This window comes from Streptomyces sp. NPDC050743 (assembly GCF_044456925.1).
Lineage (GTDB): Bacteria > Actinomycetota > Actinomycetes > Streptomycetales > Streptomycetaceae > Streptomyces.
Genome location: NZ_JBITGJ010000092.1, coordinates 1 through 14,842, shown reverse-complemented (window position 1 = coordinate 14,842; position 14,842 = coordinate 1). Strand labels below are relative to the sequence as shown.

The 14,842-nt window shown below is 72.4% G+C and carries 11 protein-coding genes and 2 pseudogenes; 7 read left to right on the top strand and 6 right to left on the bottom strand.

All coding sequences use genetic code 11. From position 1 onward, the window contains the following. Positions 1–9: 9 nt before the first annotated feature. Entirely contained in the window at positions 10–744 is a 735-nt protein-coding gene (locus tag ACIBJF_RS43035) for an ABC transporter permease (RefSeq protein ID WP_399182522.1), read from the bottom strand. Next, positions 741–1,649 (bottom strand): ATP-binding cassette domain-containing protein, encoded by a 909-nt coding sequence (locus tag ACIBJF_RS43030; protein WP_399182520.1) that lies wholly within the window; start codon positions 1,647–1,649, stop codon positions 741–743. The genes ACIBJF_RS43035 and ACIBJF_RS43030 overlap by 4 nt, the downstream gene beginning before the upstream one ends. A gap of 196 nt (positions 1,650–1,845) precedes the next feature. Here ACIBJF_RS43030 and ACIBJF_RS43025 point away from each other — a divergent pair, with 196 nt between their 5' ends. From ACIBJF_RS43025 to ACIBJF_RS43005, 5 genes are all read left to right on the top strand, one after another. After that, positions 1,846–3,639 (top strand): ABC transporter ATP-binding protein, encoded by a 1,794-nt coding sequence (locus ACIBJF_RS43025; RefSeq protein ID WP_399182518.1) that lies wholly within the window; start codon positions 1,846–1,848, stop codon positions 3,637–3,639. Further along, positions 3,636–5,510, top strand: coding sequence for an ABC transporter ATP-binding protein (locus ACIBJF_RS43020; RefSeq protein ID WP_399182516.1), 1,875 nt, complete (start codon positions 3,636–3,638; stop codon positions 5,508–5,510). Before ACIBJF_RS43025 ends, ACIBJF_RS43020 begins: the two co-directional genes overlap by 4 nt. Positions 5,511–5,642: 132 nt before the next feature. Continuing rightward, positions 5,643–5,819 (top strand): hypothetical protein, encoded by a 177-nt coding sequence (locus ACIBJF_RS43015; protein ID WP_399182514.1) that lies wholly within the window; start codon positions 5,643–5,645, stop codon positions 5,817–5,819. Then, positions 5,816–7,780, top strand: coding sequence for a zinc ribbon domain-containing protein (locus ACIBJF_RS43010; RefSeq protein WP_399182512.1), 1,965 nt, complete (start codon positions 5,816–5,818; stop codon positions 7,778–7,780). The genes ACIBJF_RS43015 and ACIBJF_RS43010 overlap by 4 nt, the downstream gene beginning before the upstream one ends. Before the next feature lie 244 nt (positions 7,781–8,024). Beyond that, the gene (locus ACIBJF_RS43005) at positions 8,025–8,549 is read left to right on the top strand and encodes a hypothetical protein (RefSeq protein WP_399182510.1); all 525 of its coding nucleotides are present in this window, start codon (positions 8,025–8,027) and stop codon (positions 8,547–8,549) included. Positions 8,550–8,608: 59 nt separating this feature from the next. Here ACIBJF_RS43005 and ACIBJF_RS43000 read toward each other — a convergent pair whose 3' ends face one another. Next, the gene (locus ACIBJF_RS43000) at positions 8,609–9,850 is read right to left on the bottom strand and encodes a hypothetical protein (protein WP_399182508.1); all 1,242 of its coding nucleotides are present in this window, start codon (positions 9,848–9,850) and stop codon (positions 8,609–8,611) included. Between the two features lie 29 nt (positions 9,851–9,879). Next, a pseudogene (locus ACIBJF_RS42995) lies at positions 9,880–10,662 on the bottom strand (dolichyl-phosphate beta-glucosyltransferase); the annotation flags it as partial. 53 nt (positions 10,663–10,715) lie between these two features. Between ACIBJF_RS42995 and ACIBJF_RS42990 the strand changes: the two are divergent. Beyond that, on the top strand, positions 10,716–11,219 hold the full coding sequence (locus tag ACIBJF_RS42990; protein ID WP_399182506.1) for a hypothetical protein: 504 nt from the start codon (positions 10,716–10,718) through the stop codon (positions 11,217–11,219). A 95-nt stretch (positions 11,220–11,314) separates the two neighbouring features. Here ACIBJF_RS42990 and ACIBJF_RS42985 read toward each other — a convergent pair whose 3' ends face one another. Together ACIBJF_RS42985 and glgX are read right to left on the bottom strand one after the other, a co-directional pair. Next, positions 11,315–11,821 carry a SigE family RNA polymerase sigma factor gene (locus ACIBJF_RS42985; RefSeq protein WP_399182505.1) on the bottom strand — a complete coding sequence of 169 codons (507 nt, stop codon included), beginning with the start codon at positions 11,819–11,821 and terminating at the stop codon, positions 11,315–11,317. 104 nt (positions 11,822–11,925) lie between these two features. Then, positions 11,926–14,190 (bottom strand): glycogen debranching protein GlgX, encoded by a 2,265-nt coding sequence (gene glgX, locus ACIBJF_RS42980; protein WP_399182503.1) that lies wholly within the window; start codon positions 14,188–14,190, stop codon positions 11,926–11,928. Between the two features lie 287 nt (positions 14,191–14,477). Here glgX and ACIBJF_RS42975 point away from each other — a divergent pair. Beyond that, positions 14,478–14,842 (top strand): annotated as a pseudogene (locus tag ACIBJF_RS42975) (hypothetical protein); the annotation flags it as partial.

Below are 14,842 nucleotides of genomic sequence, written 5' to 3'. Positions count from 1 at the left end.
ACGGCCCGCTCACTCCCAGCGGAACCAGCGGGCCGCCCCCGCCGTCAGCAGCACCGTCCAGGCCGCGAGCACGCCCAGGTACTCCCAGCCGGGCCAGTGCCCGGCCGCCGCCTCGCCCAGGGCGCGGGCCGCCGCGCCGAACGGGGTGAGCTGGACCACCCGGGCCAGCGGGTGCGGCATCTCCTGCACCGGCAGCCACACGCCCGCGCAGAACATCATCGGGAAGAACACCGCCGAGCCGATCGCGCTCGCGATCTTCGTGGTGCGGGACAGCGCCGAGACGACCGAGCCGAGGGCGAGCGCCGAGGCGGTCGCGAGCAGCAGGGCCAGCAGATATCCGGCCGGCTGCTCGGGCAGCGTCACGTCGAAGGCGAGCCGGCCGACGACGAGCGCGAGCAGCGCCGAGGCCAGCGCCACCGAGCCCTGCACGACCATCTGCGCGGACAGCAGGGCGGAGGGCCGTACGGGGGTGAGCCGCATCCGGCGCAGGATGCCCCGCTCCCGGTGGCCGGTCAGGGCCTGCGGCAGCGACTGCACCCCGGACATGATCAGGGCGATCAGCACGGCGATGGGGACGTAGGCGTCGACCGGCCGCAGCCCGCCCAGGGACTTGTCGGCCTCCCGGAACGACGGGATCGAGCCGAGGATGACCAGGAGCAGCGTCGGGAACAGGAAGATCCAGAACACGGCGCCGGGTTCCTGGCGGAACAGACGGAACTCGGTGCGCAGGACGGCGGTGTTCATGCCGCGGCCTCCTTCGTCAGGTCCAGGAACGCGTCGTCGAGGGTGGCGTCGAGGACGCGCAGCTGATGGGCGGTGACGCGGTGCCGGGCGAGCAGGGTGATGACCGCGTTCACGGTCTCGTCGGTGCCGGAGAGCGTGATCCGGCCGTCCTTGCGCTCGACCGAGGCGACGGCGGGGAGGGCGGCGAGGTCGTCGTCGTCCAGCGGGGCCGACGGGGTGAAGCTGATGACGGTGGCGCCCGCCGACCGGCGGATCAGCCCGGCCGGGGTGTCCAGGGCGGCCACCCGCCCCTTGTCGATCACCGCGATCCGGTCGCACAGCCGCTGCGCCTCCTCCATGAAGTGGGTGACGAGCAGCACGGTGACACCGCTCGCGCGGACGTCCTCGATCAGCTGCCAGGTGTCGCGGCGGGCGCGCGGGTCGAGCCCGGTGGTCAGCTCGTCCAGCACGACCACCCGCGGGTTGCCGACGAGGGCCAGCGCGATGAACAGCCGCTGCCGCTGCCCGCCGGACAGCCTGGCGAACCGGGTGCCGAGCTTGGCGGTGAGGCCTAGGCGCTCGGCGAGCGGCCGCCAGTCGGCCGCGTCCGGGTAGAAGGAGGCGTACAGCTCCAGCGCCTCGCGCACGGTCAGCTTGGGCTGCAGCTCGCTCTGCTGGAGCTGGGCGCCGAGGATCCTGGCGACCTCGTCGTGGTCGGCGACCGGGTCGAGGCCGGCGACCCGGACCCGGCCGGCGTCGGGCACGCGCAGCCCCTCGACGCACTCCACGGTGGTGGTCTTGCCGGCGCCGTTCGGGCCGAGGATCCCGAAGACCTCGCCCTCCTCGACGGCGAAGGAGACACCGTCGACGACGGCCCGGTCGCCGTACGACTTGCGCAGATCGGTGACTTCGATGACGGATGACATGCTCCGAGAATCCCGGGCGCCAGGGGCCCGGCACATCGGCCGCCTCGCTCGAAGCGGCATCGTCCGATCGGTTGATGCCGGCCTACGACCTCCGTGTCCGGACGCTCGAACAGGCAGGTCGTAGGACCAACGGCGGACCCGGGTCCGGCCGAAACTCGGTGGGCGATGTCAGTGCCGGTCCGTACGCTCGCGAGTGATGCCCACGACACGTGCAACCACCGAGGACCGCTCCGCCGTTCGAACCCTGCTGCGGCTGTGGCCGTACGTCCGCCCCGTGCGGGCACGGCTGTTCACGGCCGCGTTCGTCGCGATCGTCGCCTCCTGCACCGGCCTGGTGATCCCGCTCGTCCTGAAGTGGATCGTGGACGGGCCGGTCGCCGACCGGGACCCGGCGGGAGTCTGGCTCGGGGCGCTGTATCTGCTCCTGCTCGGGATCGCCGAGGCGGTCCTGTTCGGCATACGGCGCTGGCTCGTGGCCCGTCCGCTGTCGCACGTCGAGGCGGAGATGCGGGCAGGCCTCTACGGCCATCTGCAGCGGCTGCCCGTCGCCTTCCACGACCGCTGGGCCTCCGGCCAGCTGCTGTCGCGCGGCACGACCGACCTGATGCTGGTGCGCATGTTCCTCGCCTTCCCGCTGACGTTCCTGCTGGTCAACGCGGTCACCATCCTGGTCGGCGTGGTGATCATGCTGTTGCAGGACTGGGTGCTCGGGCTGGTCATCCTCGGTCCGGCCGTCCCCGTGATGTGGACCTGCGCGGTCTTCGAGCGGCGGTACGCCCTGGTGGCGCGGCGCGCGCAGGACCAGGTCGGCGACCTGACGACGGTGGTCGAGGAGAGCGTGCTCGGCATCCGCATCATCAAGGGCTTCGGCCGGCACCGCAGCCAGGCCCGGGCGTTCCGCGAGCTGGCGGTCACCCTGCGCGGCACCGAGCTGCGCAAGGCGCGGCTGCTGGCGGCGATCTGGGGTGTCATCGTGACACTGCCGGAGCTGGCGATCGGGGCGGCGCTGGTGCTGGGTGCGGTACAGGTGGCCGACGGGGGGCTGTCGGCGGGCACGCTGGTCGCCTTTCTGAGTACGGCACTCGCGCTGCGGTGGCCCGTGGACTCGATCGGGTTCCTGCTGGCGATGAGCCAGGAGGCGGCGACGGCTACGGAGCGGTACTTCGAGGTGATGGACGAGGTGCCGGAGGACCGGGGCGCCCCCACGGCCCGAGCGGCACGACGGCCCGCGGCCACGCCCGGACTCCGGTTCGAGGACGTCTCGTTCCGCTACCCCGACGCACCCCCCAACTCCCCGCCCCTCCTTCACGGCATCGACCTCCACATCCGCCCCGGCGAGTCCATGGCCCTGGTCGGAGCCACCGGCAGTGGGAAGACGACGCTCACCGCCCTCGTCCCCCGCCTGCACGAGGTCACCTCGGGCCGTATCACCCTCGACGGCGTCGACATCGCCGCGATGCCCCGCGAGGAACTGCGCGCCAAGGTCGCCGTCGCCTTCGAGGAACCCACGCTGTTCTCCACGAGCGTCGGCGGGAACGTGCTGATGGGAGCCCCGGACGGCGCCGCGAAGCCGGACCTCGACCGGGCCCTCGCCGTGGCCCAGGCCGACTTCACGCACGCCCTCCCCCAGGGCACCGACACCCGCGTCGGCGAACAGGGCCTCAGTCTCTCCGGCGGCCAGCGGCAGCGCCTCGCGCTGGCCCGCGCGGTGGTCGGCAGACCGGAGTTCCTGGTGCTGGACGACCCGCTGTCCGCCCTGGACGTCCACACGGAGGCCGCCGTCGAGGCCGCGCTGCGGCAGGTCCTCGCCGACACCACCGCGCTGATCGTGGCCCACCGCCCGTCGACGGTGCTGCTCGCCGACCGGGTCGCCCTGCTCTCGGGCGGCCGGATCGCCGCCGTCGGCACCCACCAGGAACTGCTGCGCTCCAACGCCGAGTACGCGCACCTGATGTCCGGAGACTTCGAGGACACGGAGGACTCCCGTTGACCACCACCACCGCCTCCACGCCCACCGCCGAGGACGACGAACTCCCCGGCCCGCAGGGGCAGGGCACCGGCAGCGACCCGGGCGACGTCTTCGACCGGGACGTACTGCCCGCCCCGCCCGGCGCCACGGCCGCCCTGCTGCGCTCCCTGCTCGCGCCCCTGAAGGCCCGGGCCGTGGTCACCACGCTCCTGCTGCTGTTCCAGCAGGCGGCGGTCCAGGTGGGCCCGCTGCTGGTGGCGTACGCCATCGACAACGCCGTACCGGCGTTCCGCGACCACCGGTACGGCCCGCTGACCGCGGTCGCCGTCGGCTACCTGCTGTGCGCCCTCGCCTCCGGCCTGCTGCAGTTCGCGTTCATCGAGGCCTCCGCCCGGGTCAGCCAGGACGTGCTGCTCGATCTGCGCGGCCGGATCTTCCGGCACGCGCAGGCGCTGAGCATCGACTTCCACGAGCGGTACACCTCCGGGCGGCTGATCTCCCGCTCCACCACCGACGTGGAGTCGCTGCGCGAACTCCTCAACGACGGGCTCCAGGAGCTGGTGACCGTCGTGCTGTCCTTCGTCTACATCTCGGCGATGCTGCTGTGGCTGGACCTCTCCCTGGGCGCGGTCGCGGTGGCCTCCTTCGTGCCGCTGTACCTGCTCGTCCGGGTCTACCAGCGGCGGGCGGGGCGGGTGTACCGGGCGCGGTCGACGGCGATCGCGGCGGTGATCGTGAAGTTCGTGGAGACGATGAACGGCATCCGCCCGGTGCGCGCCTTCCGCCGGGAGGCGGCCAACGACGCCGAGTTCGCCGTGCTCAACAGGCGGCACGAGCGGACGAACGGCGACGCGCTGCTGGAGATGGCCCGCTATGTGGTCGGCTCCCGGCTGGTCGCCAACACGGCGGTCGCGGGGATCGTGCTGTGGGGCGCCTACCGGGTGGCGTCCGGCTCCCTGGAGCTGGGGGTGCTGGCGGCGGCGGTGCTGTATCTGCGCCGGCTGTACGACCCGATCGACCGGCTGGGCATGTTCCTGAACTCCTACCAGTCGGCCGCCGCCTCGCTGGAGAAGGTCGCCGGGCTGCTGGCCCAGACCCCGTCCGTGCCGGAGCCGTCGGCACCTCGTGAACTCCCACCCGCCGAAGGCGGCTTCCCCGGCCGCGAGGTCGTCTTCGAGGGGGTCCGGTTCGGCTACCGCACCGGCGGCGAGGTGCTGCCCCGCTTCGATCTGACCCTGCCGGCCGGGCAGACGGTCGCCGTGGTCGGCTCCACGGGCGCCGGCAAGTCCACGCTCGCCAAGCTCCTCGCCCGCTTCTACGACCCCTCCGACGGGCGCGTGCTGCTGGACGGCGTGGACCTGCGCGAGCTGCCCGTGCCGGAACTGCGGCGCGGGGTGGTCATGGTGACCCAGGAGGCCTTCCTGTTCTCCGGCACGGTCGCCGACAACATCGCCATCGGCCGGCCCGACGCCACCCGGGAGGAGATCGAGCGGGCGGCGAAGGCGATCGGCGCGCACGAGTTCATCAGCGCCCTGCCCGACGGCTACGACACCGACGTCCGCAAGCGCGGCGGGCGCATCTCGGCCGGTCAGCGCCAACTCGTCTCCTTCGCCCGCGCGCTGCTGGCCGACCCGGCGGTGCTGATCCTGGACGAGGCGACCAGTTCGCTGGACGTCCCGGGCGAGCGGGCCGTGCAGCGGGCCATGTCGACGGTGCTGCGGGGCCGTACGGCGGTGGTGATCGCGCACCGGCTGTCGACCGTGGAGATCGCCGACCGGGTGCTGGTGATGGAGCACGGCAGGATCGTCGAGGACGGCCGCCCGGAGGAACTGATCGGCGGTACGGGCCGGTTCGCGGATCTGCACAAGGCGTGGCGGGACAGCCTGGCGTAGGTGCGGGGTTCAGCTGGTGTTCATGCAGGCTCATCAACTTCATTAGCTGTCCCTAGTGTTGTGCAATGTATAGTTATGTGCGTGGAATTGCTGCGTGTGTCCAGGGCTGCGAGGCGTCTGGGGATGCACCTGATGCTGCTTCGCCGGTGGGCGTTGGACGGCACGATCCTGTTCACGTGGGTCGGTCGTGAGCGCCGGTCCTCCTTGGTGGACGTGGAGAACATGGAGCGTGGCAGCAACTCCTCAGTCGCCGGTCCGCGGCTGGAGTTGCTGTCCGGGCCGTGCAGCGGCGAGGGCCGTGCCGGGTGAGCCGGAAGCCGGCGCTCGCCGACGGTGAGACCTCCCGCACCGCGTGCGCTCGCGCTCTGATCCGGTCGGGCGTGGACGAGGAGACCGGCGAAGTCCTCGCCGCCGCCGCTGTGGTGGAGCGTGTGGGCTGGTGTATTGATCTGGTGGCCGGCATGACCGGTGCGCTGCTGGCCGGGCACTGGAACACCACCGACGTGAACACGCTGGCCGCCGGTGAGGACGCCGGGGGCAGGAAGCTGCCGTCGAACGCGTGGATGGCGCTGCGCCGGCTGGGCTGGACCACCTGCGCCCCGGACAGGGTGAAGGTGAACGACCGGATCGTGCGCATGGCCCAGGAACAGGCCGGGCGTGCGCTCAGATCGGTCAAGTGGCGCGCCGATCTGGTGGCCGGTGTGCTGGCCACGTGGCCGGAGAACCCCAAGAAGCGCACGTGCGGGAATTGGGAGGCGGTGCGTGCCGCGATACCGGGCGGCGAGTATCTGCCGTCCACCATCATCCGTTCCCGCACCCGCCAGATCACCTCCTTCGAACGCAACAATGGGCGTCGTCCTGCCGATCTGTTCGAGCTGGAACCCGCGCCCCGCGTCGCCAGGATGCTGCTGCTGGCCGCCTGCGACGGTCAGCAGGCCACCATCGAACGCGCCGACGACGGGCAACGGGCGCTGCTGCGCTTGCAGCTGCCGACCCGGCCCGACCCGCAGGCATACCGGGACTGGACCTGGGTGTCCTGCCCCATCACTGTGCCGCCCACGGTTCCGGCGAACGCGGTGATCCACCTGCCCACTGTGCGCATCACGGACGGGAAGGCGCGCGCTGATCTCGCCTACACCCACCCCGTGCCCAAGGCCCAGCACAGCGGCCACACGGTCGCACTCGGCGTGGACTGGGGCCTGAACACACTCCTGTCCGCAGGTGCCGCCCGGCTCCACGAGGGCGGCCGTATCACCGTGCTCGGGGCGGGCGCTCAGTTCCGGGCCTGTGGCGTGCTGGCCAAGCAGTACCGGCTTCGGCGGCAGTCCGAGCGGCTGCACGCCAAGACCGACCACTACACCCGGCTCGCCGACACCGCCCTGGACAGCAAGAACGCCACCCTGGTGGAGGAGATCCGGCGCGTTTCGGAACGCCGCTCGAACCTCAACGACGCGTTGGCCTTCAGCGCTGCCCGCTGGACTGTCGACCAGGCAATTGCTGCCGGGGCCACGGTCATCTATATGGAAGATCTGCGGTCGATGGAAGCCGGCGGCCAGGGCCGCACCCACAACACCCGCCTGTCTCAGACGGTACGCGGGCAGATCGCCGACCGCATGCGGCACCTCGCCGCCGAAGTCGGCATCGCGGTCGTGACCGTGCCGCCGCGCAACACCTCCAAGCACTGCCCCTGCTGCTTGACGCCGCTGCGCCACCGCAAGGCCCCCGACCGGCCCACCGTGTCCGGGTGGAAGTGGGCCATCTGCCCCAACCCCGACTGCGGTTGGCACGGCGACCGCGACCAGGGCGCCTGGCGACGGATCGCCGCACGCGGCCTCACCCACCAGACCAAGACCGTCACCGACCGCGCCAGCGGCACCATGGTCATTCGCTCGGTCCTCGACAAATTCGAAGCCAAGGCCGTCGTCACGGCCGCTCCGAGAACCAGCCGGAGGGGCCGGTCCAAGACCGGCCCCACCCGGCCACGAACCAACCGCCTCACGCCCAGGCGACGTGAGGTTCCCTCCCCAGCACGACCCTCGGGTCATGCTGGCCAGCGTCCGGAGGGACACGCACCAACGGACCGAACCCGGCTGCCCCGCGCAGCCCACCGGCACCAGGGCGTGACCACGATCAGCACACCCACCAAACGCCGACACCGGCCACGCGGAGCAGCACTGGGCGCAGGATTCCATCTCCACGCCCACGCCTCCCCGCCCAGGTGGGCAGAACCCGTGCCAGACCCTACGGTTCGCATGGGATCGCTTAGCTGATCCGAGACGCTGTGGTGGGTGGTTGACGAGCGATCAGGCCGACGCCGGCGCCCGCCCGGCCCGCTCTGCCGGGCGCGTCGTCAAGCCCGCGTCAAGGCGTCGCCTCGCGCTGTCCTCGCGTGGATAAACGTTCAATCAAAGGGGCTCTCGGTCGGGCAAAGGGGTCTACTCGCATAGATGATCCCGGTGCTGTCATGCTCACGACCGCCCGGACCTCTGCCGGGCCGCACCGGGAGACCCCCACATGTCCCGAATACCGCGCCCCCTGGTGACCACCCTCTCCAGTCTCGCCCTCGCCGCCGCGGGCCTCACCGTCACCACCGGCTCCGCCCACGCCGCCGGCTGCAGCCAGGACTACCTCCCCCTGCCCGACCCGGTCTGCACACCCGGCGACCTCAACCCCGACGTCACCCAGGACACCATCGACTCGACCATCTGCGTCTCCGGCTGGACCGCGACCGTACGGCCGCCCAGCTCCTACACCACCGCGCTGAAGAAGCAGCAGATCGCCGAGTACGGCTACTCCGACACCCACCTCTCCGACTACGAGGAGGACCACTTCGTCCCGCTCGAACTCGGCGGCGCTCCGAGGAGCGAGGAGAACCTCTGGCCGGAGCCGCACTACGGCGACGGGACCTCCGCCGACAAGGACACCGTCGAGAACAAGCTGAAGAAGGCCGTCTGCGCCGGTGACGTCAGCCTCGCCGACGCGCAGAACGCCATCATGACCGACTGGACGACCGCCCTGTCCAGCCTCGGCCTGAGCTGAGCCCCCCGCTTCCCGCAGGGACCGGTGACCTCCTCCCCGGGGCACCGGCCCCTGCGGGATCACGGCACCCCCAGCTCGAACAGGGCGTACCCCGCGTACGACCCGGAGGCGAGCGCGGCGATGCCGAGCAGGGTGCACTGCACGGGCAGGCTCAGCCGGCGCATCGCGACCGCGAGCGGCAGGAACAGCGGGAAGCAGGGCAGCAGATACCGGGAGACGTTCGCGAAGATCTGCTGGCTGCCGAGGACCAGGGCGAGGGTGAGCACGGTGTGCACGACCAGCACCGCCGGCGGGCGCAGGCGCAGCAGCAGGGGGAGCAGGGCGAATGCGAGCAGGACGACGCCGACGCCGATGACGTCCGCGAAGGGGTAGGCGAACAGATAGCCGCCGAAGTGGCCCACCGGTACGGACGTCACCACCTCCAGGGTCTGTCTGCCGTAGTCGAACTCGTGCGCCCAGGCACCCGACTGCAGCTTGAAGTAGCCGCCCAGATCGCCCATGCGGTCGCCGACCCAGACCAGATAGCCGATCAGCCCGAGCGGGGCCAGGGCCGCCGCGAGCAGCGGGCGCAGGCTGTCGTCCGTCTGGCGGCGCAGGGAGAGCAGCGCGGCGACGCCGACCCCGGCGATCAGCGCGGCGGCCGTGGGCCGGTTGAGGCCGGCCGCGAAGGCGAGGAGACCGGCGGTCAGCCAGCGGCGGGTCATGACGGCGTGACAGGTCCAGGCGGCCAGGGCCACATAGAGGGAGTCCGAATAGACCGCCCACTCCACGCCCGAGCCCGGCCACACCGCCCACAGCCCGGCCGCGGCGAGTCCGGCCCGCCGCCCGCCGAACCGTTCGGCGACCGCGTACACGCCGAGTGCGGCGGCGAAGGAGGCGAGGACCGACACCAGCAGGCCGGCGCCGTACGGGCCGAGGCCGGTGACGGCCATGACCATCCGCATCAGCGCCGGGTACAGCGGGAAGAACGCCGCCGAGTTGCCCTCCAGCGTGATCAGTCCGGTGGCGCCCGGGACGTGGACGAGCCTCGGGTCGTAGCCGTGCAGGGCGATCTGCTGGTACCACCAGCCGTCCCAGGTGGACAGCACGTCCCAGGCGTGCGCCCCGCCGCCGAACCGGGGGTCCTTGGTGCGGTAGTCCCCGGCCGAGGACAGCAGGTACAGGAAGGAGAGGAAGCCCGTCAGCTTCAGCGCGCCGAACAGCGCGAGCACGGGGCCGTGCCGGCGGGCGGCGGCGCCCAGCCGGGAGCCGGGCGCGGGCTGTGCGGGGGAGGGCTGTATCCGGGGCACGGTCACGGTCATGACGCGACCGGTCCGCTACGGCGACGGCGGCGGGCCGGGGTGCGCAGCATCCGGGCGATCCCGCGCAGGTCGGCCAGCGCGGTGGCGACGATGTCGACACTGCTGTCGGGATCGTCGACCCAGTCCACCGGGACCTCGTGGATCCTGAGGCCCGCCCGCTCGGCCAGCACCAGCAGTTCGGTGTCGAAGAACCACTCCCCGTCCCGCACCTGCGGCAGCAGCCGCTCGGCGACCTCGCGGCGCACCGCCTTGAAGCCGCACTGCGCGTCGGAGAAGCCGACGGCGAGCGTGCAGCGCAACAGGACGTTGTAACAGCGGGAGATGATCTCGCGCTTGGCGCCGCGCACCACCCGTGCGCCGGGCGCGAGCCGGGTGCCGATGGCCAGGTCGGAATGGCCGGATATCAGCGGCGCGACCAGCGGCAGCAGCGCGGCGAGTCCCGTGGACAGGTCCACGTCGAGGTACGCCAGCACGGGCGCCCGGGAACCCGACCAGGCCGCCCGGAGCGCGCGGCCGCGGCCCTTCTCGGGCAGCCGCAGCGAGACCACCTCGGACAGGTCGCCGGCGAGCCGGGCGGCGATGTCCGGGGTGCCGTCGGTGCTCGCGTTGTCGGCGACGGTGATCCGGAACGGGTAGGGGAAGGTGTCCCGCAGATGCGAGTGCAGCCGCCGGACGTTCGGCTCCAGGTCCCTCTCCTCGTTGAACACCGGTACCACCAGGTCCAGGACGGGCTCGCCCACCTGCGACGGCAGGGGTGCGCACTGGGGCGCCGGTGCCGGGGACGAAGGCCGGCTCCGTTGGAGTTTGATCATGTTGTTTCCCGTTTGTGCTCGTTTGCCAGGCATGCCGAAGGCACGCGGGTGGGATGGGAGACGCGGGTCAGTCGGTCGGGCTGACCATCGACGAGGGGGTGTACGACGGGTCGGCCGGGTCGCTCGCCGGAGCCGAGGCCGGCGTGGTGGTGGCGGCGCCCCCGGAGGTCGCGGTGGCCGTGGCGGACGGCAAAGGCCCGCCGGTGGTGGCCGAACTCCCGGTGGTGACAGGCGCGTCGGAGGTCGAGGAGGTCGAGTCCGGCGTCGGGGAGTCCGTCGCCGTGGGCGTGGACGTGGGCGTGGACGGGGGTCCGCTCGGCGGCTCCGAGGAACTGGGTGACGTGCTGGGCGCGGTGGTCGGCAGTGGGGTCGGGCTGATCGCCGGCCGGGGGCGCGGGGCGGTGGGCCGGTCGTCGGTGTGGCCGTGCGGCCACAGCAACAGGCCGAGGCCGAGCCCGGCCACCGCCAGCACGGCACCGGCCGCCCGGCGCGCCGCGCGCACCCGGCGCCGGGCCCGCACGCCCGCGTACAGCGCCTGCCGGTGCCGGGGTTCGTAGCACGCCGGTTCCTGCGTTCCGTGCATCAGCCGCGTCAGCTGTCGCTCGAAGTGATCCATGTGCTCGGTGTCGTCCAAGTGCTTCACGGGTCCCCCTCACCCCACCGACTCGATGACGTCGGCCAGCAGCCGGCGCAGCCGGGCCACCCCGCGCGCGGCATGGGACCGGGCGGTGCCCACCGGGCAGCCCAGAATCTCCGCGACCTGCCGGTCGGGCAGGTCCTGGTAGTAGCGCAGCACGACCGCGGCCCGCTGCTGCGGACTCAGCTGGGCGAGCGCCGCCTCCAGCCGGGAGCGCTCGACCACGGTCACCGACACATCGCCGGCCGCCGCCACCTCGGGCAGCTCCTCCACGGGCCGCTCGCCCCACCAGCGCCGGCGGGCCGAACGGGCCGCGGCCCGCGCCAGCACCTTGCGCACATAGGCCTCCGGCGCCTCGTCGGCGACCTTCGGCCAGACGAACCACAGCTTGACCAAGGACTCCTGCAACAAGTCGTCGGCCCGGTGCCGATCCCCTCCGGTGAGCAGACGGGCCAGATGGAACAACACCGACCAGCGGGCCGCCACGAACGCGTCGTACTCACCGGCCCGAGCCTGCTCCATCCTCACGGTCCCCGTTCTCGCCGGCAGCTTCTCCACCAGGAGAAAGACTCTGGAGGCCCGGGAACGCTGCACCGGCCGAGCGTGATCCGCGTCACGCACAGCCGTCACCCAGGGGCGACCCGCAGGAGCAGTACGGATCGGCCCGGCACGGTGATCTCCGCGCCCGCCGCGTGGACCGTGCCCGGAGGCTCGGCCTGGTCCTCCCGGGAGGTGTCCACGACCACCTCGTACCGGTCCGCCCAGGGCCGGCCCGGCAGCGCGAAGACCGCCGGACCCTCGCCCGCGTGCAGCACCGCGAGGAAGCTGTCGTCCGTGACCGGTGCGCCGCGCTCGTCGCGGCCCGGGATGTCCCGGCCGGAGAGGTACATGCCGAGCGTGGCCGCGGGGGCGTACCAGTCGTCCTCGGTCATCTCGGTGCCCCGCGCGGTGAACCAGGCCAGGTCCCGCAGCCCGTCCGCCGAGTGGGTGCGGCCGGAGAAGAAGGCGCGGCGGCGCAGCACCGGATGCCGGTGGCGCAGGGCGATCAGCCGGGAGGTCAGGTCGAACAGGGGCCGCCAGGCCGGGTCCTCCAGCAGCGACCAGTCCAGCCAGCTGATCTCGTTGTCCTGGCAGTAGGCGTTGTTGTTGCCGCCCTGGGTGCGGCCGAGTTCGTCGCCGGCCACCAGCATGGGCACGCCGGTGGACAGCAGGAGCGTCGTCAGCAGGTTGCGCAGCTGACGGCGGCGCAGGGCCCGCACCCGCTCGTCCGCCGTCTCGCCCTCGACCCCGCAGTTCCAGGAGCGGTTGTCGTCGCTGCCGTCGCGGTTGTCCTCGCCGTTGGCCTCGTTGTGCTTGCGCTCGTACGACACCAGGTCGCGCAGGGTGAACCCGTCGTGCGCGGTGACGAAGTTGACCGAGGCGTACGGGCGCCGGCCGCCCCAGGCGTACAGGTCGCTGGAGCCGGACAGGCGGTAGCCCATCTCCCGGACGTCCGGCAGGGCGTGCCGCCAGAAGTCGCGGACGGCGCCCCGGTAGCGGTCGTTCCACTCCGTCCACAGCGGCGGGAAGGCACCCACCTGGTAGCCGCCCGAGCCGATGTCCCACGGCTCGGCGATCAGCTTCACTCGCCTGAGCACCGGGTCCTGGGCGATCACCGCCAGAAACGGGGACAGCATGTCGACGTCGTGCATCGAGCGGGCCAGCGCCGCCGCGAGGTCGAAGCGGAAGCCGTCCACGCCCATCTCGGTCACCCAGTAGCGCAGCGAGTCGGTGATCAGGCGCAGCACCTGGGGCTGCACGACGTGCAGGGTGTTGCCGCAGCCGGTGTAGTCGGCGTAGCGGCGGGCGTCGTCCTGGAGGCGGTAGTAGCCGCGGTTGTCGATGCCCTTCAGGGACAGGGTCGGGCCCAGGTCGCCCGCCTCCGCCGTGTGGTTGTAGACCACGTCGAGGACGACCTCGATGCCGGCCGCGTGCAGCGCGCGCACCATCCGCTTGAACTCGCCGACCTGCTGACCCGTCGTGCCGGAGGCCGCGTAGGCGGCGTGCGGGGCGAAGTAGCCGATGGAGTTGTAGCCCCAGTAGTTGCGCAGGCCCCGGCGCAGCAGGTGGTCCTCGTGGGCAAACTGGTGCACGGGGAGCAGCTCGACGGCCGTGACGCCCAGCTTCACCAGGTGCTCGATCGCCGCCGGGTGCGCGAGGCCCGCGTAGGTGCCGCGCAGCTGTCGAGGGATGCCCGGGTGGAGCTTGGTGAAGCCGCGTACGTGCAGCTCGTAGATGACGGAGTCCGCCCAGGGCGTCTTGGGGCGCCGGTCGTCGGACCAGTCGTCGTCATCGTGCACGACGACGCCCTTCGGGACGTACGGCGCCGAGTCCCGGTCGTCGCGCACGGTGTCCGCCACCTGCTGCTCGGGCCAGTCCCGGACGTGCCCGTACACCTCCGGCGGCAGCCGGCTGTAGTCGTTCCCCTCGGGGCCGTCCACCGCGCGCGCGTACGGATCCAGCAGCAGCTTGGCCGGGTTCCAGCGGGCGCCGGTCCACGGGTCCCAGCGGCCGTCCACCCGGTAGCCGTACCGCTGCCCCGGCATCACGCCCGGCACGAAGCCGTGCCAGATCTCGTGCGTCAGTTCGGTCAGCCGGACCTGGGTCTCCCGGCCCCGCTCGTCGAACAGGCAGACCCGGACCGCCTCCGCCCCGGCCGCCCACAGCGCGAAGTTGGTGCCCGCGACCCCGTCCGGGCCGACCCGGAACCGGGCCCCCAGCGGTGTCGGGGCGCCCGGCCACACCACCGGGGTCGGCACCGCGGCGCGCCGGGCGCCGTTCACCACGGCCTGCTGCCCGGTCCCGGCGGCCGGCTCCCCGGCCGGTGCCCGCTGCTCGGCTGCGCTCGTCACCTGTCGGCCCCTCTTTCAGTGGCTCGCCCCGGGGCGGCGCGGCCGGCCGCACCGAAGGGCCGAGGCTGCCCCGCAGCACCCTCGGCCGCCCGGTACGGCTGCGCCCCGACGGCCGGGGGCGCCCCCTGGATCGCGCTTGACGTCCCTTTCAGCCGATCCGATCCAAGAGGGCGCCCCCGTTGGCGCGGGCGCGGCGGCTCCCCAGCGTGTCGTCCTTCCCTCTGTTCTGCCCAGTGCGTGCGTCGCACTCACGTTTCCCCGGAGCGGGCCCGGTCGTTGAGCCCCGCGTGAGGCACGTACAAGGACGCGCGCGGCGCACGGGGGTCGCGCCGGCCGCCGTACTGACATGGGCGGCACTGCTGGCAGAGTGCTCCTTCGGGGGCTCAGGAACGCTGGGACTGGACGGAGCGCCCGGCAAACCCCCGGCACCCGAGGACGTCATCCACATCACCCCCGACGACGACAGCAAGGCCGTCCGCCCCGGCCGGCCGCTGCTGGTCGAAGTCCCCGACGGGCGGCTGCAGAAGGTGACCGTCGTCAGGTCGCAGGGCGCGCAGCAGGGCCCCGGCGTTTGCCCGGCTCGTCCGACCTTGGGTCGGTTGACGTCGGTGGGGAGCCCCGGAAGCAGGCGAACACGGCCCCTGTGGATCAT